23 protein-coding genes are annotated in these 21,882 nt (G+C 54.0%); 15 read left to right on the top strand and 8 right to left on the bottom strand.

The annotated features are described in order from the left end of the window. The first annotated feature begins 27 nt into the window (after window positions 1-27). The 7 genes from ACUVOF_RS02480 (at window position 28) to ACUVOF_RS02510 (ending at window position 5,550) form a co-directional block, all read left to right on the top strand. Window positions 28-843: a MipA/OmpV family protein gene (locus ACUVOF_RS02480; protein ID WP_447042858.1), complete on the top strand. Its 816-nt coding sequence runs from the start codon at window positions 28-30 to the stop codon at window positions 841-843. Next, window positions 843-1,529, top strand: a complete 687-nt coding sequence (locus ACUVOF_RS02485; RefSeq protein WP_447042859.1) for a response regulator transcription factor — start codon at window positions 843-845, stop codon at window positions 1,527-1,529. Before ACUVOF_RS02480 ends, ACUVOF_RS02485 begins: the two co-directional genes overlap by 1 nt. Beyond that, complete coding sequence (locus tag ACUVOF_RS02490) at window positions 1,498-2,946, top strand: ATP-binding protein (RefSeq protein WP_447042860.1); 1,449 nt, start codon at window positions 1,498-1,500, stop codon at window positions 2,944-2,946. The genes ACUVOF_RS02485 and ACUVOF_RS02490 overlap by 32 nt, the downstream gene beginning before the upstream one ends. A 12-nt stretch (window positions 2,947-2,958) precedes the next feature. Continuing rightward, complete coding sequence (locus ACUVOF_RS02495; RefSeq protein WP_447042861.1) at window positions 2,959-3,093, top strand: hypothetical protein; 135 nt, start codon at window positions 2,959-2,961, stop codon at window positions 3,091-3,093. Between the two features lie 324 nt (window positions 3,094-3,417). Further along, window positions 3,418-3,843, top strand: coding sequence for a Rid family hydrolase (locus ACUVOF_RS02500; RefSeq protein WP_447042862.1), 426 nt, complete (start codon window positions 3,418-3,420; stop codon window positions 3,841-3,843). Between the two features lie 130 nt (window positions 3,844-3,973). Beyond that, window positions 3,974-5,125: an alpha/beta hydrolase gene (locus tag ACUVOF_RS02505; protein WP_447042863.1), complete on the top strand. Its 1,152-nt coding sequence runs from the start codon at window positions 3,974-3,976 to the stop codon at window positions 5,123-5,125. Between the two features lie 44 nt (window positions 5,126-5,169). Then, on the top strand, window positions 5,170-5,550 hold the full coding sequence (locus ACUVOF_RS02510) for a hypothetical protein (protein ID WP_447042864.1): 381 nt from the start codon (window positions 5,170-5,172) through the stop codon (window positions 5,548-5,550). A 519-nt stretch (window positions 5,551-6,069) separates the two neighbouring features. Here the strand turns inward: ACUVOF_RS02510 and ACUVOF_RS02515 are convergent. Next, window positions 6,070-6,429, bottom strand: coding sequence for a winged helix-turn-helix transcriptional regulator (locus tag ACUVOF_RS02515; RefSeq protein WP_447042865.1), 360 nt, complete (start codon window positions 6,427-6,429; stop codon window positions 6,070-6,072). 214 nt (window positions 6,430-6,643) lie between these two features. Between ACUVOF_RS02515 and ACUVOF_RS02520 the strand changes: the two genes are divergently transcribed. Together ACUVOF_RS02520 and ACUVOF_RS02525 are read left to right on the top strand one after the other, a co-directional pair. Continuing rightward, entirely contained in the window at window positions 6,644-7,273 is a 630-nt protein-coding gene (locus tag ACUVOF_RS02520; RefSeq protein ID WP_447042866.1) for an NADPH-dependent F420 reductase, read from the top strand. Window positions 7,274-7,310: 37 nt separating this feature from the next. Continuing rightward, window positions 7,311-8,411, top strand: a complete 1,101-nt coding sequence (locus ACUVOF_RS02525) for an alkene reductase (RefSeq protein ID WP_447042867.1) — start codon at window positions 7,311-7,313, stop codon at window positions 8,409-8,411. Between the two features lie 269 nt (window positions 8,412-8,680). On the opposite strand, the gene ACUVOF_RS02530 is transcribed toward ACUVOF_RS02525, so the two are convergent. From ACUVOF_RS02530 to pip, 3 genes are all read right to left on the bottom strand, one after another. Further along, window positions 8,681-8,857 carry a hypothetical protein gene (locus ACUVOF_RS02530; protein WP_447042868.1) on the bottom strand — a complete coding sequence of 59 codons (177 nt, stop codon included), beginning with the start codon at window positions 8,855-8,857 and terminating at the stop codon, window positions 8,681-8,683. Window positions 8,858-9,008: 151 nt separating this feature from the next. After that, window positions 9,009-9,185, bottom strand: a complete 177-nt coding sequence (locus ACUVOF_RS02535; RefSeq protein ID WP_447042869.1) for a hypothetical protein — start codon at window positions 9,183-9,185, stop codon at window positions 9,009-9,011. Between the two features lie 409 nt (window positions 9,186-9,594). Next, window positions 9,595-10,572 (bottom strand): prolyl aminopeptidase, encoded by a 978-nt coding sequence (pip, locus tag ACUVOF_RS02540; RefSeq protein WP_447042870.1) that lies wholly within the window; start codon window positions 10,570-10,572, stop codon window positions 9,595-9,597. 19 nt (window positions 10,573-10,591) lie between these two features. Here pip and ACUVOF_RS02545 point away from each other — a divergent pair, with 19 nt between their 5' ends. Beyond that, window positions 10,592-11,857 carry an AAA family ATPase gene (locus tag ACUVOF_RS02545; protein WP_447042871.1) on the top strand — a complete coding sequence of 422 codons (1,266 nt, stop codon included), beginning with the start codon at window positions 10,592-10,594 and terminating at the stop codon, window positions 11,855-11,857. A 40-nt stretch (window positions 11,858-11,897) separates the two neighbouring features. Here the strand turns inward: ACUVOF_RS02545 and ACUVOF_RS02550 are convergent, their stop codons facing one another. From ACUVOF_RS02550 to ACUVOF_RS02565, 4 genes are read right to left on the bottom strand one after another with little or no spacing between them, the layout of a single operon-like run. Continuing rightward, the gene (locus tag ACUVOF_RS02550; protein ID WP_447042872.1) at window positions 11,898-13,073 is read right to left on the bottom strand and encodes a mandelate racemase/muconate lactonizing enzyme family protein; all 1,176 of its coding nucleotides are present in this window, start codon (window positions 13,071-13,073) and stop codon (window positions 11,898-11,900) included. 17 nt (window positions 13,074-13,090) lie between these two features. Beyond that, on the bottom strand, window positions 13,091-14,362 hold the full coding sequence (locus ACUVOF_RS02555; RefSeq protein WP_447042873.1) for a TRAP transporter large permease: 1,272 nt from the start codon (window positions 14,360-14,362) through the stop codon (window positions 13,091-13,093). Beyond that, the gene (locus ACUVOF_RS02560; RefSeq protein ID WP_447042874.1) at window positions 14,359-14,937 is read right to left on the bottom strand and encodes a TRAP transporter small permease; all 579 of its coding nucleotides are present in this window, start codon (window positions 14,935-14,937) and stop codon (window positions 14,359-14,361) included. The genes ACUVOF_RS02555 and ACUVOF_RS02560 overlap by 4 nt, the downstream gene beginning before the upstream one ends. Beyond that, window positions 14,937-15,902, bottom strand: coding sequence for a sialic acid TRAP transporter substrate-binding protein SiaP (locus ACUVOF_RS02565; RefSeq protein ID WP_447042875.1), 966 nt, complete (start codon window positions 15,900-15,902; stop codon window positions 14,937-14,939). The genes ACUVOF_RS02560 and ACUVOF_RS02565 overlap by 1 nt, the downstream gene beginning before the upstream one ends. 145 nt (window positions 15,903-16,047) lie before the next feature. On the opposite strand from ACUVOF_RS02565, the gene ACUVOF_RS02570 reads away from it, so the two are divergent. The 5 genes from ACUVOF_RS02570 (at window position 16,048) to fhuE (ending at window position 21,877) form a co-directional block, all read left to right on the top strand. Beyond that, window positions 16,048-16,743 (top strand): FadR/GntR family transcriptional regulator, encoded by a 696-nt coding sequence (locus ACUVOF_RS02570; protein ID WP_447042876.1) that lies wholly within the window; start codon window positions 16,048-16,050, stop codon window positions 16,741-16,743. 283 nt (window positions 16,744-17,026) lie between these two features. Then, window positions 17,027-17,455 (top strand): DUF2231 domain-containing protein, encoded by a 429-nt coding sequence (locus ACUVOF_RS02575; protein WP_447042877.1) that lies wholly within the window; start codon window positions 17,027-17,029, stop codon window positions 17,453-17,455. Further along, window positions 17,452-18,744, top strand: coding sequence for a PQQ-dependent sugar dehydrogenase (locus ACUVOF_RS02580; protein ID WP_447042878.1), 1,293 nt, complete (start codon window positions 17,452-17,454; stop codon window positions 18,742-18,744). Before ACUVOF_RS02575 ends, ACUVOF_RS02580 begins: the two co-directional genes overlap by 4 nt. Before the next feature lie 79 nt (window positions 18,745-18,823). Further along, window positions 18,824-19,369: a hypothetical protein gene (locus tag ACUVOF_RS02585; protein ID WP_447042879.1), complete on the top strand. Its 546-nt coding sequence runs from the start codon at window positions 18,824-18,826 to the stop codon at window positions 19,367-19,369. 336 nt (window positions 19,370-19,705) lie between these two features. Continuing rightward, window positions 19,706-21,877 (top strand): ferric-rhodotorulic acid/ferric-coprogen receptor FhuE, encoded by a 2,172-nt coding sequence (gene fhuE / locus ACUVOF_RS02590; protein WP_447042880.1) that lies wholly within the window; start codon window positions 19,706-19,708, stop codon window positions 21,875-21,877. Window positions 21,878-21,882 lie beyond the last annotated feature (5 nt).

The raw sequence follows: 21,882 nt of genomic DNA on the forward strand, positions 1-21,882 counted from the left end.
CTTACATACCCTGCTAGGAGTGCAACCATGAGTTCTCATCAGTCACTATTGCTGAACGACCGCCTCACCACTATAAGATTGGCGACAGCCGCATTTATCGGTGGTCTTGTTATTGCTTCTCCGTTGGCGTTCGCCGACGAAGAGAGCTCAGACGAAACCACTTGGGGATTGGGCGTAGGCGCCATAAGCGAACAGGATCCCTATGCCGGTATCGACAGGGAAAACACCCCATTTCCCTTGCTCCTGATCGAGAACCGGTACATTAGTGTCTTCGGTCCGGAAATCGAATTCAAACTGCCGAGTCTTGTCATCAGCGACTCTCAACAGCTCAATTTCGGTATCGTCGCCCAGTACGATGGTGGCGGCTACGAGCAAGGCGACGCCCCGATTCTCAACGGCATGAGTGAGCGCGAGGGCGGCTTCTGGGCGGGGGCCAACGTGGAGTGGGAAAACGAGCTGTTCGAGGTCAGCGCCGAATGGCTCACCGACGTCTCCGGCAACAGCGACGGGCAGCGCTTCGATCTTGGCCTGGAGAGAACGTGGGAATTCGGCGAACATGTAATGCTAACCCCACACGTGGGGGCGTCCTGGCAGGACGACAAGAACGTCGATTACTACTTCGGCGTTCGCGATAGTGAGGTTCGCTTCGATCGCCCTGCCTATTCAGGGGAATCGGCTGTCAATATCGAGGCGGGGGTGCGCGGCGTGTACCAGTTTGACCAGCATCACTCTGTGCTGATAGGTGTTGAGGTCACGAGCCTGGCGGACGAAATCAAAGATAGCCCGCTGGTGGATCGTTCGACCCAAAACGCCGTGTTAGTTGGCTATCTTTATACATTCTGATGAGCCGAATACTGCTGATCGAGGACCACGACCGGCTAGCGCATTTAATGTGCAAAGGGTTGGTGGCCGCTGGTATCGCCGTTGATGTAGTCGACCGCATTGATTCGGCTTGGGCTGCCGTTCAGCAGATGCCCTACCAGGCACTGGTACTCGATCGTGGCTTACCGGATGGTGATGGGCTGCTATTGCTCAAGAAGTTGCGCAACGCGGGCCTTAGCGTGCCCTGCCTGGTGTTAACGGCTCGCGATGCGCTGCATGACCGGCTAGAAGGCCTCGAAGCAGGTGCCGACGACTACCTTCCCAAGCCGTTTGCCATGGATGAGATGGTGGCACGTGTTCGTGCCTTGCTACGCCGCCCTGCGGAATTCCATTCAATCGACCCCATTCACGGCGACCTGAGACTGCATACGGAAAGCGGCGTTCTGTTCAGCGGGAACGAGAGTATTACCCTTGCCCCGGCGGAGCTGCACATTATGCAGTTGCTGTTATACAAGCATGATGAGGTCGTACGCCGCAGCGCGCTGGAAGCGGCGGCCTGGGGCCTAAGCGAGGCGGTAACACCGAACGCCCTGGATGTTGCCCTGCACCGTTTACGCCGTAAGCTGCTTGCCATCGGTTCGCGCCAGCGGATCGCCAACGTCAGGGGGATGGGGTATGCGCTTCGTCAAGCGGATGACGCTAAATAGCCTGAGGCTGAAGATACTGCTGGCCTATGTGGCGGGCATGGTGCTGAGTATCACACTGCTGTTAATTGCCGCAGCAGTGGTGCTTCAGAGCGATCTACTGGCTCGTATGGATATGGCCGACGCGGCCGATGGGCTGGTGGACAATATCGAGTTCGACAGTCGTGGCCGGCCCGTCGGTTTCGACGCCAGCATGAACGACCGCGCTTGGCTATACGAAGGCCCACAACGCGAGGCGGCGTATCGGATTCTGGATGATGCCGGGAACGTGGCGGTGGTATCGAGTGCCGGAGAAGCTTTCTGGCTGGCCGACGACGAGCTTCAGCGTTTGGCGCGTGGCAACTTCACCTTCGAGCACGAGGGACAGACCTATTACGGCGCCACGCAACCCCTCGAGCATGCAGGCCGAACGTGGTACCTACAGTTCGCAGCCAGCGCCCGGTTTGTGGATGTCCTGTATCTCGTTGCCTTCCCACAAGTGGTCGCTGGCGTGCTGGTGTTCGGCTTTGTCTTGTTTATCGCTTTTGGCCTATGTGCCTTCGTCACCCTGCGCTACACCCTCAAGCCGTTGCGAGACGTATCGGAGTCCGCGGCGGCCATTTCGCCGCGCTCCATCAACGCCCGGCTAAGTACGGAAGCGGTGCCCGTGGAGATTGCGCCACTAGTGGATAGCTTCAATCACGCCCTGGAACGCCTTGAGCGGGGTTATCGCCTACAGCAGGAGTTTCTCGGCCATGCAGCACACGAGTTAAAAACACCACTGGCATTGATTCGTGCACAGATTGAATTGATCGCAGATGGTAAGAATGATCGCGAGGCGCTATTGAGCGATGTCGAGTACATGACGCGCCAAGTGCAACAACTGCTACTTCTGGCCGAAGCAAGCGAGGCACACAACTACCAGTTTACCATGGTTCAGATGCAGGACATCGCCCACGAAACTTCCACCTACTTGCAGCGTATGGCGGAGTCCGCCGACGTGCATTTAACGGTGCTTGCCGCGGATCAAGGGGTGACATGGAAGGCTGATCGCGGGGCATGCTTCACCCTGCTCAAGAATTTGCTGGAGAACGCTATCCAGCATGCCCCCGAGCAGACTCTCGTCAGCATGGAGATCCAGGGCAATACGATAACCGTGCGTGACCGGGGGCCAGGCGTCGAGCCAGAACAGCTGTCTCAGTTGTTCTCTCGCTTCTGGCGAGGTGCACATCGGCGCGACCATGGCGCTGGTTTGGGGCTGGCCATCTGCCAGGAAATCGCCATGGCGCACGGCTGGACGCTGTCGGCCCGTAATGCTCATCCCGGATTAATCATAACTTTATGCAGAGAAAACGAGGCCAGTGAAAGCGATTCCCGAGAAAATACTACTAGCGAACGAGTGTACCACCGTCAAGATGAACGCCCACTCAAGATCATTTGAAAGGGCAGTGGCATGGGTGGGCCCCGTCTCGGTGATCGCCATGCCACACCAGAAATAGCCAACCAGGACTACATCTCCAGGCTGGTTATCAATAGCGCGGGTGGCTTTGCCTATCTGCTGGGCGACGAAATCACCACACGCACTTGAGATTCTGCGCCACATCAGCCCAAGCGCTGAAGGCTCCATGTCGAGAGCATTTTCCGAAAACTCAACTGTGCCACTCGTGCTGCGGCCACACTCAAGGCGCTCACGGCAGGCCTGCTTTAAGTGGAATGGCTTGCGCATTCTTCGTTAGAGACCGATTTGATGCAAACGTACTTTCAGTAAGAAACGCTTTCAGTAAGAAACGAGAAAGTAAAGTAGGCCGATATTGTCAGCTAGCGGTAATGGCTAACCCACCAGAGCATCACGCACGATTGACCGAACAATAATTCTTGCAAGCGACCCTATGAACTTAGGAAGGAGGTTGTAATGCAGATTTTAAGACGTAAACCCCTAAATCCGCCCAACCTGCCCGATACCTTGATCGAAGGTCATAGCCAAGCCGTATTAGTACAGGGAGGCGCCCGGGTGCTGATGTCTAGTCAAGTAGGGGTTGATACTGAGGGCCATTTAGCGGGCCCCGAACTTCCCGAGCAGACCAAGGCGGCGCTGGACAATGTCGAACGGTTGCTATCAAGCCTTGGCGGTGATCTCTCGCGGGTAGTGATGCTGAGAATCTACCTGGCCGAATCGGCTCGCTACGATCAAGAAGCGGTGATGGAGACGTTGAAGCATCGCTTCCCTATCGCACCGCCAGCTGCCACTTGGTTGATTGTGTACGGCCTTGCCGAACCGGAATGGTTAATCGCTATCGAGGCCGAGGCAGTGCTGCCGGGGTTTGCCTTAAACAGCTAAATGACCGCAACAGTCGAAATAATAACGCTGCTCGTTAAACACCGCACAGCCCGCCTGCCCGGTCATTCTAAGTAAGGGGGAGCACATTTGTGACTCTCTGTCAGAGGCAAGCACCTACAGAGAGGGTTCCATGATTAGCCGCCTTAGCGTTCTACTTTTCACGCTTTTCTTGCTGACTTCCTGCGCCTTGCCACCGGATTCGCCGGGTTTTCAATCTTCAGAAAACCTGCCTCGCTATGACCAGGAGAGTTTCGATCAATATGTGCGCGAAACACGTGAATGGATTGCGGATAACCGCACTTTCATCAGTGAAGACCGTGACCTTGAAATACAGCTCAATACACCGTTTGAACTCCGCCCTGATCAACCGACGAAACGCGGCATCCTGTTAGTACATGGACTAGGCGCAAGCCCGTGGTATTTCATTGATATCGCCACCGCTATGGCGAATGACGGCTGGCTGGTTCGCTCCATTCTGCTGCCTGGTCACGGCACTCGTCCCGCCGATCTGATGCTGCCTGATAATGATGATTGGGAAAAAATCATTGCCCATCATGCCAAACTGCTGGCAGCCGAGGTCGATGAACTTTGGCTGGGTGGTTTCTCAACGGGCGGTAATCTGGTCACCTCTCATGCGTTCAGCGATGACAATGTCGATGGTCTGCTGCTATTTTCTCCTGGATTTTACCCCGATACCCACTATCTATTCCTCGCCCCGGCCATTGCCTATTTATGGGACTGGCTCGACATCGATGATGAAGACAATATTGCCACTTATCGGTCACTTCCTGCCCGCGGGGCATCTCTCTATTATCGCTCGGTCAATGCCGTGCAAAAAAATCTCAAAACCAAACGCTTTGATAAACCTGTACTAATAACGATGAGCCAGCATGATAGCGTCCTTGACCCCAACGCGACGCTCAATGCCTTTCAAACCCGCTTCTCCCACCCGAAATCGCGCTTCGTGTGGTACGGCGATACCCAACCGCACATTGACGATCTAAGTGTCACCATACTTACCAGCCGCCTGCCTGAACGACGCATCAGCAACTTTTCCCATATGAATGTGCTATTTGCGCCCGAGAATACTTATTACGGTGAAGAAGGTAGCTACCTCATGCTGGAAAACGGCCAGGACGGCCTCGTGCCACCCGATGACCCGGACACTCTGTGGTTTGGAGCATGGGGCCAGAGCGAAGCTGAAAAATACCACGCCCGCCTGACTTGGAACCCCTATTTTCTCGAACTTCTCGCCAATATCCGCGAGGTTACAGATGGCTAATCAGCGAAAACAACTGACTGATTGAGCATAAAGAGGGTAACGACATGCTTGTAACTAAGCCTTCACGGCCAAAGTGCTTTTTACTATCGTTTTGCGTGGAAGGGAAAACATTATTCTCAGACATTTGGCTGCCGGAAGCTCCTGGAAAGTTAAGCTATTTACAGTACTTTACTTTACACATAATAATTTCCTTAATTGCTTTTCTGGCCTTATGTCTAATTTTAATTAATAATGGATCAGTTGAAACCATTATTGCCATATTCAGCGTTGAAGCTAGCACTACAGCCTTCCTCTTTTCAAAAATTAAAACCAAAGGCACTACAGCTTGGCTGCTGAGTTATATTGAGGATGAAATAATAGACTCCACCAATACAATAGGAATGGCAGGCGCAGGGACTCTTTTAGTTATATTTTTATTGGCCTAATCCATTACTTAATTGCTGTGCTGAATATCAAATGACGAACTAACCATTAATAACGACTCGGCCTCAGAATCTCAGAAAAGCAGTCCCCCCGATAATACTTGCTGGCAGAAATAAGTAGCGCGTATATGGATTCCTCCTCGTCTACAAACACAAAAGGTCATAGCGGCACAGTTGACTGCTAGCGTATATCCGGTCTCGTAAAGGATGCCTAGCGTGTAGGCATCAGACCTTAATGGGCTATTCGCACGTCGGTGCTACCGCTTTCCGCGCTGACCGACCTGAACGAGTCCGTCGACACGGACAGCATTCGTCAGTTGGACGGGCGCCGTACGGTGACGTTGAATATCGTGCCGCCATGAGCGGGCAACAGCGTATTGCCGGGTGGGTATCATTGCGTAGGGCTCAGCGCCCACAACAAGGAAAGGCGTCTTGCCAATAGAAACTGAGTAATTGTGAGAAAATTACAAGCTTCGAATGAAGAACGATATGTTAGGCAACATGCCATTTTTTGATCTGAAATCAGGCTTCTCCACGCTTGGCAAGCGCTGAAGCGATCATGTCCGAATTCTCTGTTCCCCATTCGCACAGCGGAACCAAAGCTCGTGAGAGGCTCCGACCGCTTGACGTCAGAGCATAGTCCACGCGCGGCGGGATCTCCTTGTGATCAGTTCTTGATACAACACCATCGGATTCCAGCTCTTTGAGCTGCTGGATGAGCATCTTGTCGCTAACCCCTCGAACACAGCGCTTCAGCTCGCCATAACGCTTCGATCCATCATGCAGGAAAAAGAGGATCAACGGCTTCCACTTACCTCCTATTACGCGAAGCGTGGCGTCCAGACCACATGTAAACGGAGGAATAATATTGGCTGTTTTCATTGCGATCTCCCTACTTACCAAAAGGTGCATACTTGTCTTAAGTATATTGCTCGATCTACAGTGCTGACGTCAACATGAACGACAGCGGCCACTTCATCACTGAAGAACACCCGACGAGACCATCCAGCTTCTGTTCGGGTTCTTCAGCTCGGTGGCTCGTCGTTCGGCACATCAAAACCGCATTGACGGATCTAACCATGAGAGAGTGGGAAACATGAACATCGGCATCATTGGCGCGGGTCAGGTGGCTCAGGCGTTCGCCCGCAAGGCGATCGGAGCCGGGCACGCCGTCGTCCTCAGCAATCGTCGCGGCCCAGATAGCCTGGCCGCTCTGGTAGAAGGTCTCGGGCCGTTGGCGAATGCGGCCACGCCTGAGGAGGCGGTCGAGAATCCGGTAGTACTGCTTGCGGTGCCCTGGCCTGAAGTCGATGCGGCTCTCGGATCGCTGCCCACATGGCATGGACAGATACTGATCGATGCCACCAATGGTTTCGAGGATGGCGGGCTCGTCGACTTCGGTGACGGAAGCTCCAGCGAGACGGTCGCTTCACTCACGCCTGGGGCGCGTGTCGTCAAGGCGATGAACTCGCTCTTCATGACGAACTTCGAACTGGATCCCAGCTCTGGCGACTTTCGTCGGGTGGTATTCGTCTCGGGCGATGACAGCGCGGCGAAGACTGAAGTCGCGGATCTCTTCGAGAGCTTCGGTTTTGCCCCAATCGACCTGGGAGCCCTGCGCAAAGGCGGACGCATGCAAGCGGTGGGCGCGCCGCTTGCTGGCCATGACTTTTTCCTGCCTTGGCCTGCACCGCGTTCCTTTCCCGCCTTCAATGGCCAACGGTAGCTGGGGAATGATATGGACACACAAAAAGGAAAATCTAATGAATAACCACGACAGCATACTGTTCAAGCCGGTCACACTCGGCGAGGTCGAACTGCGCAACCGCATCATCATGGCTTCCATGTCACGGGCGCGAACCAGCAATCCCGAACTGATCCCGATCCCGCTGCAGATCGAGTATTACAAGCAGCGGGCGTCAGCCGGGCTGATTCTCAGCGAAGGAACGTGGCCGAGCCGCGAGGCAGTCGGTGCAGTCGATGTGCCCGGCCTTTTCACCGATAAACAGATGGAGGGCTGGAAGCCGGTAACCGAGGCGGCTCATGAGGCCGGTGGCCGGATCTTCGTGCAACTTGGGCATTGCGGCGCGGCCTCGCATCCAGACTTGCTTGGCGGTGCGTTACCTCTGGCGCCTTCAGCGGTTAACCTGAATCACCAGGTGTTTGCTGGCGGCTTTCAGCAAACGACCACGCCAAGAGCGATGACGCTCGAGGACATCGAACGTACGATTGAGGATTATGCTCGCGCGACCCGTCTCGCTCAGCAGGCAGGGTTCGATGGTGTCGAACTGCATGGCAGCGTCGGATTCCTGATTCCTCAGTTCCTGAGTGACAGGTTCAACCTCCGCGAGGATCACTACGGTGGCAGCGTCGAGAATCGGATCCGTTTTCCATTGGAGATCCTGAAGGCCATGATCTCCGAATGGCAACGGGGAAGGGTCGGTTTGAAGTTGAGTCCCGCCGTTGGCTTAGGAGATCTGCAGCCCACGTCTGCCACGTTGCCGACGTATGAACGCCTCATTACCCGGGTCGCCGAATTGAAGATCGCCTACCTCCAACTCCAGGATTCGCCCACAGATATGACTGGAACGCCTGTCGAGGCGTTGAACGAAGGAACCGCCAGATATTTTCGCCAGTTCTTCGATGGTCTCATCATTGCCAATGGCGGGCTGGACAAGGCTAGGGCGGAGGAGGTAATTGCGTCAGGTGCCGCGGATGCAGCAGCGTTTGGGAGTCTCTATCTATCCAACCCCGACCTTGTCGAGCGACTACAGCGTAGTGTCCCACTCGCGCCCGTGCCCTCACGAGAAACCTGGTATGGAGGCGGCGCGGCCGGATATGTGGATTACCCACGTGAAACGTGATGGTCGATTATGCGATGGATTGGACGCGGCAAGCCCAAGCGTTGGCCGCCATAAAATACACAACCGAGAAAGATAGCGATAAGCATAATTCATGGCAACATTTCATCTAATGGGGTAAATGTTGTGCTTGGCTATTGAGACCGCAGCCCTAGAAGATAGCTTAAAATTTCATTCTTACTGAATCAAATGGAAGTCTGAAAATAAACGGGCGGGACTAAAATTACTAGGCCCGCCCGGCATTGCTATCTATTCATAATCAGTAGCTTCGTTTAAGGATTTATAACCAACATTTCAGACGGTGAAAAACTTCGTGCACCGCCATCTTGCTTCGAAGGCGCTGATTCAGGATAAACAATCTTGTTGTCTTCACTCGAACCTCTCTCAGCGAGTGCTACGCCTGAGATAAGTGTTAATGTAACGACTAAGGCTGCATTTAAAATTCTCATCATTCACTCCTTATGTTTAAACAGTTATTTAGCTCTCGGCAAAATACTGGCGATTTTTATTTAAATGTAAACGTTACAAGCTGCCGAGTAGTTTCAATGACTTTAGATCCTTCTAGAATGTACTGGCTATAACCGCCCCATTTAGCGCCTTCTAAGGGTTATTAACAAGCGCTTCAGAGGGCGGAAGGTTTCGTGTACCACTGTCTAACTCTGTTGATGTCGATTCAGGATGAATAATCCTATTGTCTTCACCCGAGCCTCTCTCAGCGAGTGCTGCGCCAGAGGAAAGCACTAATGCAATAATTAAGGCCGCATTTAAAAGTTTCATGATTCACTCCTTACGTTTAACTAGTTACTCAACCTACTCAGCTGAAAAAGAAACTTATGGATCGCCTCCTCTCTAACTTCCTACATATTAGTTAATTAGCTCTTTTAGAGAAGAATGCTTGGTTTACTAGTCGCTTAATCAGTACATGAATGATAGATTCAAAATGAACGGATCAGAATGCCAAATACTCTTCTTTTCTTGCCTGATCCAGTCTTTCGGTATATTCCCGAGATTCTTTTAATATTGAGAAGAAGTAATGCCCGCATGGCACTCTCATCAGACAGCTCGTACAGAATAAAGGCAACTGCCGAACAAAACCCTCGCCGAAATCGCGGATATAAGCATCCCGCTCCTCAATAGGCACAATAGTAAGGAGAAAACTGACTCGCAGAAGGCATGAAATCAGGCGTCACTGTTCATAGGAATGGATATTAGTTGTGGACGCAAAATGATCTGTCGCTCGTATCAACTGGTCGCGAATGCCGGGCTCGCTCCACGCGTGCCCTGCGCCTTCGATCAAATGGAATTCGGAATCTGGCCACGCTTGGTGAAGCGCCAGCGCATTTCGAACGGGGCATGGCATATCGTAACGCCCATGGACAATAACGCCTGGGATACCCTTCAAACGATAGGCGTTAGCGAGGAGTTGCCCTTCTTCCAGCCAAGCACGATGGGTAAAGTAGTGGTTCTCCAAGCGCGCAAACGCCAATGCATAATGACCATCACTGTACGGTTCTGATAAAGCAGGATCAGGCAGGAGCGTGATGGTTTCACCCTCCCATATTGTCCACGCCTTAGCCGCTATGAGCTGAACATCAGGGTCATCTCCCACCAGGCGTCGCCGATAAGCGGCAACCATATCGTGTCGCTCTTCTGCCGGTATGGGCGCTTGAAACGCCGCCCACTTGTCGGGAAACATCTCGGATACACCAAACTGATAGTACCAGTCGATCTCAGCCTGGGTGAGCGTATAGACGCCCCGCAAAATCAACTCACTCACGCGGTCTGGATGCGTCTGGGTGTAGGTAAGGCCCAAGGTAGAACCCCAGGAGCCGCCAAATACCATCCACTTTTCAACCCCTATATGCTCCCGCAACAGCTCAATATCGTTGACGAGATGCCAAGTGGTATTGGCTTCGATACTGGCATGGGGCTCTGAACGGCCACAGCCGCGCTGATCAAAGAGCAGAATATCGTAGCGCTCCGGGTCGAAAAGACGGCGATGGTCAGGCGAAATTCCACCTCCGGGCCCACCATGCAGAAACACCACCGGCTTACCACCTGGTTTGCCCACCCGCTCGAAGTAGAGTGTATGCCGATCACCCACATCAAGCATGCCTGTTAGGTAAGGTTCGATCGGCGGATAGAGTTTACGCAATTCAGCCATTTAAAATCTCCAGCTATCGATGTCTTCTAGTGAGGGGGCACTTGGGGCTAAACTGGTATTTTCACGCTGCTCAGAACAGCCAGCCCCCAACGCCCCTGACACTATGATTAACACCTTTGCCGTATCCAACTACCGCAGCCTGAAAAAAATTGTCTCTCCCCTGTCGAGTCTCAATGTAGTGACTGGGCCCAACGGTTGCGGCAAGTCCAATTTATACAAAGCGCTGCGATTATTGGCAGAAACAGCCAAAGGCAATCTTATCTCATCGATTGCTCAAGAAGGCGGGCTTGATTACACCTTCTGGGCTGGCCCGGAAAAACTCACCAAAGACATGCGAGAGGGCTCCGCTGCCATTGAGGGCTCTGCTAAGAAAAACAGCCCCCGGCTTAGGCTGGGTTTTGTGGGTGAAGATTTCGGCTACGCCATTTCACTAGGGATGCCCGCCTCACAGGGCTTTGCGGGCTACCAAGATCCGTCCATGTTCCAGTTCGACCCCGAGATCAAACGGGAATGCATTTGGGCAGGCGATGTTTGCCGTCCCAGTAGCTGCTTGATCGACCGAGTTGGGTCTGTGGTTAAAGTGCGTGCAGGTCGTAAATGGCAGGTTTACGATGCCCACCTTAATAGCTACGAAAGCATTCTGAACGAAATCAGTGACCCGGTCGCCGTGCCTGAAGTCTATGCTGTACGGCAAGCCATTCGTCATTGGCGCTTCTACGATCAGTTCCGAACCGATCCAAATTCCCTCATCCGCACACCGCAAATCGGCACCCGCACCACGGTGCTGGATCACGATGGCCTCAGTCTAGTAGCCGCATTGCGAACTATCCACGAGATCGGCGACCGCGAGGCGTTGTACGAGGCGATTGAAGATGCCTTTCCCGGCGCCACTATTAATTTTGAAGCCGACGCTGGTAATCGCTTTCTACTGCAGTTTCTACAAAAGGGGCTGTTGCGCCCCTTAAACCAGTCCGAACTATCAGACGGCACGCTTCGCTATTTGCTACTGGTGGCGGCGCTGCTCACACCCAGGCCGCCTTCCTTGCTAGTGTTGAATGAGCCAGAAACCAGCCTACATCCGGATTTGCTTCCCGCCTTGGGCCGCCTGATTATCCGTGCATCGCGGGAAACCCAGGTATGGGTGGTTTCCCACGCGCCGCGCTTAGTGGCGACACTGGAACAAGATCAGGCCTGTAACTCTATCGCGCTGGATAAAGAGTTTGGCGAGACCGTTATCCTAGGCCAGGGGTGGCTAGACGAGCCCCCCTGGCAGTGGGCGGATTAAACACCCTGGTGTATCGGCTCACAGGCGCGCATTTATACAGTTAAATTTCAATCTTGAGCGCTTTGAGCCGCTCATCGTCGATTTCAATACCCAGCCCCGGCGCATTGGGCAGTGCAAGGCGCCCATGGTTAAGGCTTAACGGCGACGTTAAAAGCGCTTCACGCAGGGGATTATTGGCCGACACGTCGTACTCGACCCAGGTAGGCGTATGGTTGCGGTCGGGATGTGGATGCGGCGGCAGCGCGGCGGCGAAGTGAGCGGCTGCCATAATACCCACCGCGCTACCCCATACATGTGGCGAGATTCTCAGGCCATTGAGATGCGCCATATCCGCGATGCGCAGCGCCTCCACATAGCCGCCACACAGGTTGAGATCCGGCATTAGCACATCGACACCGCCTGTGGCGGCCAGCTCGCGAAACTCGACAGCGTTGACCGAAGCCTCGCCCGCGGCAATACGCCCCTCTCGGCGCGAGGCAAGGCGGCGGAAACCCGGAAGATCTTCTGGTGCCACCGGCTCCTCGATCCAGTAAGGGCGCAGCGGCGCCAAAGCGGCCATGGACTCCAGCGCTATATCCGCCGTGTAGGCCCCGTTGATATCGGCCATAATGGCAACGTCATCGCCAAGAATCCGCCGCGCGCTCTGCATTCGCTTAAGGTCGCTTTTGACGCCGTGGCCAATTTTGATCTTGTAACCACCAAACTGCCCCGCCACGCGTTCAAGCTGCGCTTCCAGTGGCAGCGCCGCCGGCTCATGAAAATAGCCGCCGGAGGCATAGACCTGTACTGACGCCTGCTCTTCCCCACCCAGCAGCCGATAAATCGGTAGGCCCAGTAATTTGCCAAGCCCATCGTGAAGCGCAATATCCAGCCCACTCACTGCCGCGGCGAGCTGGCTCTGGGCGCGCACGTGATAGAGCACATTGCCCATGCGTCGCCAAATCACCCGATGATCGAAGGCACTTTCACCCACGTAAGCTTCACGCAGGATGTCCAAATAGGCCAGCGTGGTCTTGGGCGGGCCATAGCACTCACCAATACCGACAATACCCGCCGACAAGCGTACGAAGACAAGCGTTGCCATCCGTGCATGGCCAATTTCCCGCGCGCTCCCATAGCCGCCGTCCGCCGGTAAATAGCTGCCAATGGGCACCATATCGATGGCCTCGATAATCGCATCACGGGCCACAGAAGGATTACTATGCAGATGATTCATGCAACTGAGTCTCCAAACTAGATCAGGCTAGGCAGCCATAGCGTCAAAGCGGGGATAAAGGTGATTAGCAAAAGCGACACTAACAGTGCCGCGATAAAGGGCAGCGTGGCCTTAACCGCACGGGGGAAAGAGATATCGGCAATCCGCGCCAGAATAAACAGCACCAGCCCCACCGGCGGTGTCAAAAGCCCGATCATCAGGTTGAGCACCATGATGATGCCGAACTGAACAGGATCGACCCCTGCCTGTACGGCCAGCGGCAGCAGCACGGGCGTCAGGATGGTGATCGCCGCCACGGTTTCCATAAAGCAGCCAACGACCAATAGAATCAGATTGATGAGCAGAAGAATGACAATCGGATTATCGGCCACCGCCATGACCGCTCCGGCGAAGGCCGTAGGGACGCCTTCACGAGTGAGTATCCACGCAAAGATCGAAGAAGCCGCCACGATCAAGAGCACCACAGAGGTCATTTCGATGGTTTCACGAAACACCGTAATGATCTGGCGCCAGCCAGCGCTGCGGTATACCACCGTTGCCAGTACCAGCACATAGGCCACGGCTGCAATCGCACTCTCGGTGGGCGTAAAGATGCCCAGCACAATGCCTCCCACAATGATCACCGGAATCATGAGCGAAAGCGACGCATGCATGAACGAAGAGAGCAGGCGCGCCACCGAAAAGCGCTCACCCACCGGATAACCGCGCCGGTGCGAGATAACCGCGACCATCAGCATCAACATGGCGGCAATAAGCAGACCAGGCACAATGCCCGCAATGAACAGCTGACCAATCGAGGCAGAGGCCACCACCCCGTAAACCACCAGCGGAAGGGACGGTGGAATGATAGGCCCAACGGTCGACGAAGCCCCGGTAATCCCCACGGCGAAATCAACATCGTAGCCTTTGTCACGCATCGCCTTAATCTCAACGGCACCCAGGCCGCCAGCATCGGCAATTGCCGCGCCCGACATACCTGCAAATATCACCGAGGCGCCAACGTTGACGTGGCCCAGGCCACCGCGCATCCATCCGACAATCGAATCGGCAAAGCGAAAGATGCGCTCAGTCACGCCGCACACATTCATTAGGTTGCCTGCAAGAATAAAGAACGGCACCGCCAGTAGCGGGAAGCTATCCACCCCGCCTACCATGCGCTGAATTAGGATAATGTCCGGAATCTTGCCGGAAGCGAGCAGGTACACCAGTGACGACCCGGCCAGCGCGACCGCGACGGGAGCGCCAATCAAGAGTAGACATGCCAGCGCCACAAACAGCAGAATGATCATTTCCCCTCCTTGCCACGCCAGCAGGCGATGCCTTGGCGGGCCATACGCAATGCCATTGCCGCACAGGCAGCCGCGATCACTGTATAAAGCCAACCTTTAGAGATCGGCAGTGTACTCATGCTGGAATTCCACACCCGCTGCCCGACCTGCCAGGCAAGCCAGGCTACATAGCCGAAGAACACGCCGCTGAGGAGGTTATTGAACCCGCGCAGCCAGCGCTTGGCCCTTGCGGGCACCATCAGTTCAAGAATCTCGACATTGATATGCGTGCCGCGCGAGGCAGCACCCGCCGCACCGATAAACACCAGCAGCACCAGCAGCATGCGGGCGCCCTCTTCAGTCCAGCCGATCGAGTGATTGAACACGTAGCGCGACAGGAACTGCGCAAAGACCACGCTTCCCAGCAGGATCATGACCCCAAGCGCTACATGGTCTTCGAAGACCCATTTCAGCGGTGGGGTAGCTGCCGTAGTATTGTGCGATAACCCAGATTCACCTCCGGCCGCACTTTCGCGGCCGGGCTCTACCGACATCACCGTCACCTCACTATGACGAGTGTCTTTATCCCCTTGCATCACTCAATCGCCTCCAAGCGCTGGTATTGGTCAGCCGTCCAACCTACGTCCTCACCCATCAGGCTCGGCCTTACCGCTTCGGCAAACGCTTCACGATCTACCTCGTGTACCTGAGTTCCTTGCTCCTGGAACCAGGGCACCAGATCCTGTTCCTGCTGTTGGATATCCAAGCTCCCCTGTTCAGCAGCCTCCTGAAAGACGTCCCGGAAAAGTGCCTGATCGTCGGCGGAAAGCTGCGTCCAAGCATTGCCACTCATAATGATCGGCTGGCTGTCATAGATATGGCCGGTCAGCGAGATGTCAGACTGCACTTCTTCAAATTTCATTGCCCGAATGATCGGCAGCGGATTTTCCTGGCCATCCACTACGCCCTGCTGAAGCGCCAGATAGACCTCAGAGAAGGCAATCGGTGTAGGGTTGGCGCCAACGGCTCTTGGGAACATCAGCAGAAGCGGCGCATCCGGCACACGAATTTTCATGCCCTGCATGTCTTCCGGAGTAAGCACCGGTTTGTTGGCAGTCACATGGCGCTGGCCAAAATAGATCAAACCAAGCGGCACATGGCCTGTCGTTTCTTCATAACCTTGGGTGAGTTCCTGAAAGAGGCCGCTTTTTGAATAGGCGATCCAGTGGTCAAAGTCACGGAAAACAAACGGCGCACTACCCAGCGCAATCGGCGGATAGGCGTTTCCGGCAAATGCATTACCGGTATAAATAATATCCACTGTCCCCAGACCGAGACCTTCATTGAGTTCAACCTCGTTCCCCAATTGTGAGGAGGGAAAAACCTCAATGCTATGCCTGCCTTCGCTACGTTTTTCGATTTCCTCAGCCGCCCATAGCGCCCATTTATGGTGGCTATGACTCGCCTCATAGATATGACCAAACACGAAGTTATCCGCCTGAGCGAAGGGCGTTATTGATAATGCTAAAAGCAACGTTATGAGTTGATGGCGTGCGCGCATTGTTGTCTCCTTATTAGGGCTTTAATCACCAACCTCAGTACACTCTGGCCAAACAAATTTATCAATTTGTTTATAACTAACTTTAAAAAAAACAGTTAACCGATTGTTTTTAAATAAAAACAGTCAGAGAAAGGAATTTTACAACGTGACAACAAAGACAAAAGTCGAAAAGACTAAAGACTTGCATGAAGATATGCGTAACTGGATTCTTCGCGGCCAATATCTTCGCGGCTCGCGCTTGCCAACCGAGGCCGAACTGGCAAGCCGTTACGAATTAAGCCGTAGCGCCATACGCCAAGTCATTGCTCAATTAAAAGCCGAAGGTCTGGTCGCCTCCCGTCAAGGATCAGGACTTTTTGTGGTAGCCAGGCCAACAACTGCGCTGGATGCGCCCAACTTCGTCAACAACTTAAGCGACCTGATCGCACTGTTTGATTTCAGGCTGCTAATTGAAACTGAATCAGTAGCTCTTGCCGCCTTAAAACGCAGCGATAGTGATATTGAACGCATTGAAGAAAAGAGCCGCATCTTAAGAAAAATCAATCAAAACGGCGGACAGGGCACCCAAGAAGATTTCGATTTTCACGTTCAAATCGCTAAAACGTCCGGTAATAAATTTTTACTTAGTTCCGTGCTGGCTTTACAAACGGGGGTCATCTTCTCCGTCAAACTAGGGCAGCAAACTTCAGATCTGCCGAGAATATTGCAATCCAGGCAAGTCACCGAAGAACATAACAACATCATAGAAGCGATTCGCGAAGCAGATGAAACAAAGGCGAGAGCAGCGATGAAACGCCATATAGAGTCCTCACTCTCACGCATTCTGCATGGCCAGCCGTGAGGAAGCTTAACTGACAAGGGTTGAGCGTTCGCTTACTCTTTCGAAGCCATTTAGGCGCCACGGCGGGAACGCGCCAAACGTCCCTTTCGCTATGACCTAGCGATAGCGACTCGCCCCCCTGTCAAAGAGAACGCCTCTCTACCCGCTTGCTTCGCTTTGGGCAAGCTTCTGTTCGTCAACTACACTTCCCTAACGAAAATGACGTCGTCGCCTAGGATGGCTTCGCGCTTGCAAACGCCAGCCTAGGTAAATCAATCAGCTTGATCAGCATAAGGAGTTTGCCGTGACAGCCTCTAGTACACACACTTATCGCAGCGGATTGCATCCGATCCATGCCGTACTACTTGGAGGAACCTTCCCTCTCTTTCTTGGCGCCATGCTTTGCGATTACGCCTACTCAACGACCTACCACATTCAGTGGGCGACCTTCGCTTCCTGGCTAAATGTGGGTGGGCTTATCTTTACGGGATTCGCATTTTTATGTGCGATTATTGGCTTCTTTCGCTCCTCTCATCGCAACATGGTTCGGCTGGTTTACCCTGCACTACTACTGCTTACCTTGATACTAGGCTTTATTAATGCGCTGGCGCATGCGCGGGATGCCTGGGCCATGATGCCTGCCGGTTTTGCTCTTTCGATCGTGGTTGTTTTGCTCGCGGGCACAGCGACTTGGGTCGGTTTTTCCCGCCTTGGTAACGGAGGTAAGCCATGAAGCTCACTAGCCTCTTCGCCGCGCCTCTCTCTGTTCTTCTCGTTGCAGGTGGCGCTAGCGCTCAAAGCGAACAGGATTATGGCCCCAATCCTGACCTTCCCGAACCGCAGCGCGGACTCCTGCCGGACATGACAGTGCCTGAGCCCGCTGACTGGGGCGACCAGCTCCCCACTGTGCCTGATGGGTACACCATTACGGCCATTGCGACTGATCTACAGATACCGCGCCAAACGTTGGTGCTGCCCAACGGCGATATTCTGGTGGCCGAAGGGAGCGGCGGCAACGCACCGCAGTTGAAGCCAAAGGATTTTATTGCTGGGTATATAAAAAGCCAGGGCACCACCAAAGTTGAGAGCGGCAACCGATTATCCCTTCTGCGCGATGAAAATGGCGATGGCGATTACGAGCAATCGGTATTTGCCGACGATCTCAATGCGCCTTACGGGTTGGCGTTGATTGATAATAACCTCTACGTCGCCAACCAAGATGCGGTCGTACGCTTTGATTACGAGGAAGGTCAAACCGAGGCCAGCGGGCCGCCGGAAGAGGTCACGCAGCTACCCTCCGAGATCAATCACCACTGGACCAAAGCGATGACCGCGAGCGCGGATGGTCGTTTCCTTTTTGTAGGCATCGGCTCTAACAGCAATATCACCGAGCGCGGCATGGCAGCGGAAGTCAACCGCGCCGAAGTGTGGCAGATTGATCCAGGATCCGGTGCGCACAGGCCCTATGCCACCGGCTTACGCAACCCTACGGCGTTGGCGATTCAGCCTGAGACGGATCAACTGTGGGCGGTGGTTAACGAGCGGGACGAACTCGGGCCCAACTTGGTTCCTGACTACCTCACCACCGTGCAACAAGGGGGTTTTTATGGCTGGCCCTACAGTTATTGGGGGCAACATGTTGATCCACGTGTACGCCCGCAAAAACCCGATAAAGTGGAGTCGGCCATTGTGCCTGATTACAGCCTGGGTTCGCATGTAGCGCCGCTTGGCCTTGCCTTCTCCACGCCTGAAATGGGCGATGACTTCGCCGAAGGTGTCTTTATCGGTGAACATGGTAGCTGGAATCGCAATGACCCCGTTGGCTATAAAGTCGTGTTTGTGCCCTTCAGTAACGGCGAACCCGATGGCGACCCGATTGACTTCGTTACCGGGTTTCTCAATGGCGACGATCAAACGCGCGGTCGACCGGTGGGGGTCACTATTGACCCCGACGGCGCCCTCATCATCGCTGACGACCTGACGAACGCCGTTTGGCGCGTGACGTATGAAGGTGATGAGTAAGATGCATCACTAACAGCGTAATGAAGGCGGCAGTCGCAAAGGCTGCCGCCTTTCCTATTTGATCTAGATAAGGTTGTATATGATCCAGTCAATCGAAGAGCTCGAAGCCATCCGAAAGGCATGCCAATCGATGGTCACGAGGAGTTCAAGCCTTTCCGCAGGCACCGCCGTCATTCCCATACCGGGGCTCGATATAGGTTCTGACGTGGCTATATTGATGCGACTAATCCCCAAAATTAACGAAAAATTTGGGTTGTCGCCTGAGCAAATTGACAGCCTGGACATTGAGTCCAAACTTTTTGTGATGACTGCCATTTCAAATACCGGCAGCAAAATGGCTGGCAAATACATCACCAGAAAACTGATCGTGCTGCTACTTAATAAGATGGCAGGCAAGGTAGCCGCAAAGAATGTTTCTAAGTTCGTGCCCTTCGTCGGCAGCGCCGTAGCCGGCAGCATTAGCTTTACTGCCATGAAGTACATGGGGAATAGTCATATCGATGACTGCTTTGAAATCGCCTTAGCAGCTCTGGAAAACGAGAAGTTTGAAACAGCCGTCGTGATTGAGTCAGCGCTAGAATCAGATTACCAGGAGCCTAATCAAGATAGCTCGCGCCCCTATTAGTACTGTCTAGCGTAACGTTGTTTAACGAGCGCCATTTCTCCCTCTCGTGCACTACCGAGAAAACCTCGGTAGTTGCTAATGGCGCTAACGCCCCTTCCCGCCTTGCCTTGCTGCCTTCGGTAGAAAGTAGTGACATTAGTTGCTCTTCATGGTTTTTTCCCTTCCAGCAATCCCTGCTGCGACAATTAAGCACCATTCACAAATACTAAACATTCTCACGCGCATTTACATTTGGGAACCGTTTTTATATGATCACTTCGTTATTTAATTACCTAAAATTATTAAGCAAGTGGCGCAAGGGATCCTATGAAAACGTCTTCACTTCATGTTTTGACTATGAAGCGGCTTCGAGCACCCAAAGACTCGTTGGCAGTTTCCTCCTCCCTTCGGGGTATCTCGCTTACCGCATTTATCGCTGTCGCCCTGTTCATGTCGAACGGCGCGCTGGCCCAATCCAACGATGCCGAAGCATTAGGCACCCTGACCGTCACCGGCACCAATCTCTATGAGAACGTCGGCTACACGCGACGTAGCACTAACGCTGGCACCGGCTTGACGCTTAGCCAGAAAGAACTGCCTCAGGCGATCAGTATCGTCACTGAACAGCGCATACGAGATCAGAACCTAAACTCCATCGAAGAAGTGCTGAGCAACACCACTGGCATTTCAACGCGCAACATAGATAGTGATCGCGTCAGCTTTTCATCGCGCGGCTTCCGAATCAACAGCTTTCAGTACGACGGTATTCCGACCCTTAACACCGATAACCGCTGGTACTTCGGCGAAGGCCGCCTCAATACAGCGATCTATGATCGAGTCGAGGTAATACGTGGTGCCAATGGGCTGGTCAGCGGCTCGGGTAATCCGGGGGCGTCAGTCAACTTCGTGCGCAAGCACGCCGACAGCCGCGAACTTACCGGCTCCATCTCCGGGACGCTGGGCAGTTGGGATAAACGTGGCAGCACCCTCGATGTGACCACGCCGCTGACGGCCTCTGGCGATGTGCGCGCGCGCTTTATCGGCGGTTATGAAGAAGGCGGCGCGCACCTTGATCGTCAGGACAAACGCCGCACCTTCGGCTACGGCGTTATCGATGCTGATGTAACGGAGTCCACCACACTCTCGATTGGCTTCGACTATCAAGACAGCCACACTTCTTCCCCCACCTGGGGCGGCTTACCGCTTTGGTATAGCGATGGCAGCGAGACGGACTACTCGCGTTCGTTCAGCGTAGCGCCAGACTGGTCTTACTACGATTTCGAGTCCGAGAAAGTATTCGCTGAAATCAGCCACCGGTTCGACAATGACTGGCAGGTTCGTGTAGTGGGTACTCATGAAGAAACCGATATGGACGGCAAGCTGGCCTATCCCTATGTGGAAGGGACACTGCCGGATCGAGCCGATGGCAGCGGCGTCAGCTTTTTCACAGGATGGAACCGTGGGCACCGGGAAGTCGACTCTGTTGACGCCCAGGCCAGCGGGCCATTTACCCTGTTAGGCCGCGAACATGAGATGGTCATCGGCGGCAGCTACAGCGACCAAACCAACGATTACGAAAACACCTTCATTAGCGGTTTCAGCGTTGATGACTTCAATAACTGGGATGGCAGCGCGCCCAACGAGGGTTGGCCCGCATTTGTGCCATCCGAGGCCTCCAGTACACGTCAGAAAGCTGTTTATACCGCATCACGCTTTTCGCTAGCGGACCCACTGACGTTGATTATGGGGGCGCGCTATACCGAGTGGGACGGAATGACGCTATTCCGCAGCCTGGATAGCCAAAGCAAGTACGAAGTCACGCCTTATGGCGGTGTAGTGTTTGATTTCAATGATACCTATTCGGCCTTTGCCAGCTACACCGAGATTTTCGAGCCGCAGAATTACCGCGATGCCAGCGGCAGCTATCTGGACCCGGTGATCGGCAAAAACTACGAGACCGGACTTAAAGCCGCCTGGTTTGATGGGCTGCTGAACGGCTCCTTCTCGGTATTCCGCATCGAGCAGGACAACGTCGCCGCGGCCCTGCCGATGAGCCCTGGCCAAACCGAGACGTTCTACTCCGCCGCCGACGGCGTGGTGAGCGAAGGATTTGAGGTGGAGCTGAGCGGTTCTGTGACTGACGATCTTGATATGACGGTCGGCTACTCCCATTTCACCGCAAAGGCCGATGATGACTCGTTCAACATTAACCAGCCGCGTTCACTGTTTAACCTGTTTGCCAGCTACAACGTGCCGCAAAAACGAGAGCTAACCGTGGGCGGCGGGGTTAACTGGCAGAGCAGCCTCTTTGCTGGCGACCTTAGCACTCCGGCCGGCATACCCAGCGAATTCGAGCAGGATAGCTACGCCCTGGTCAATCTTTTCGGCCGCTATCAGTTCACACCGGACTTGTCGCTTCAGGTCAACGTCAAGAACCTGTTCGACGAGAAATACTACAGCAATTTCGCAGGCTACGGCGTTTACGGTGAACCGGCCAGCATCTCTTCGACGCTGCGCTACGCGTTCTAACCCAG

This window comes from Vreelandella sp. H-I2, assembly GCF_052959335.1.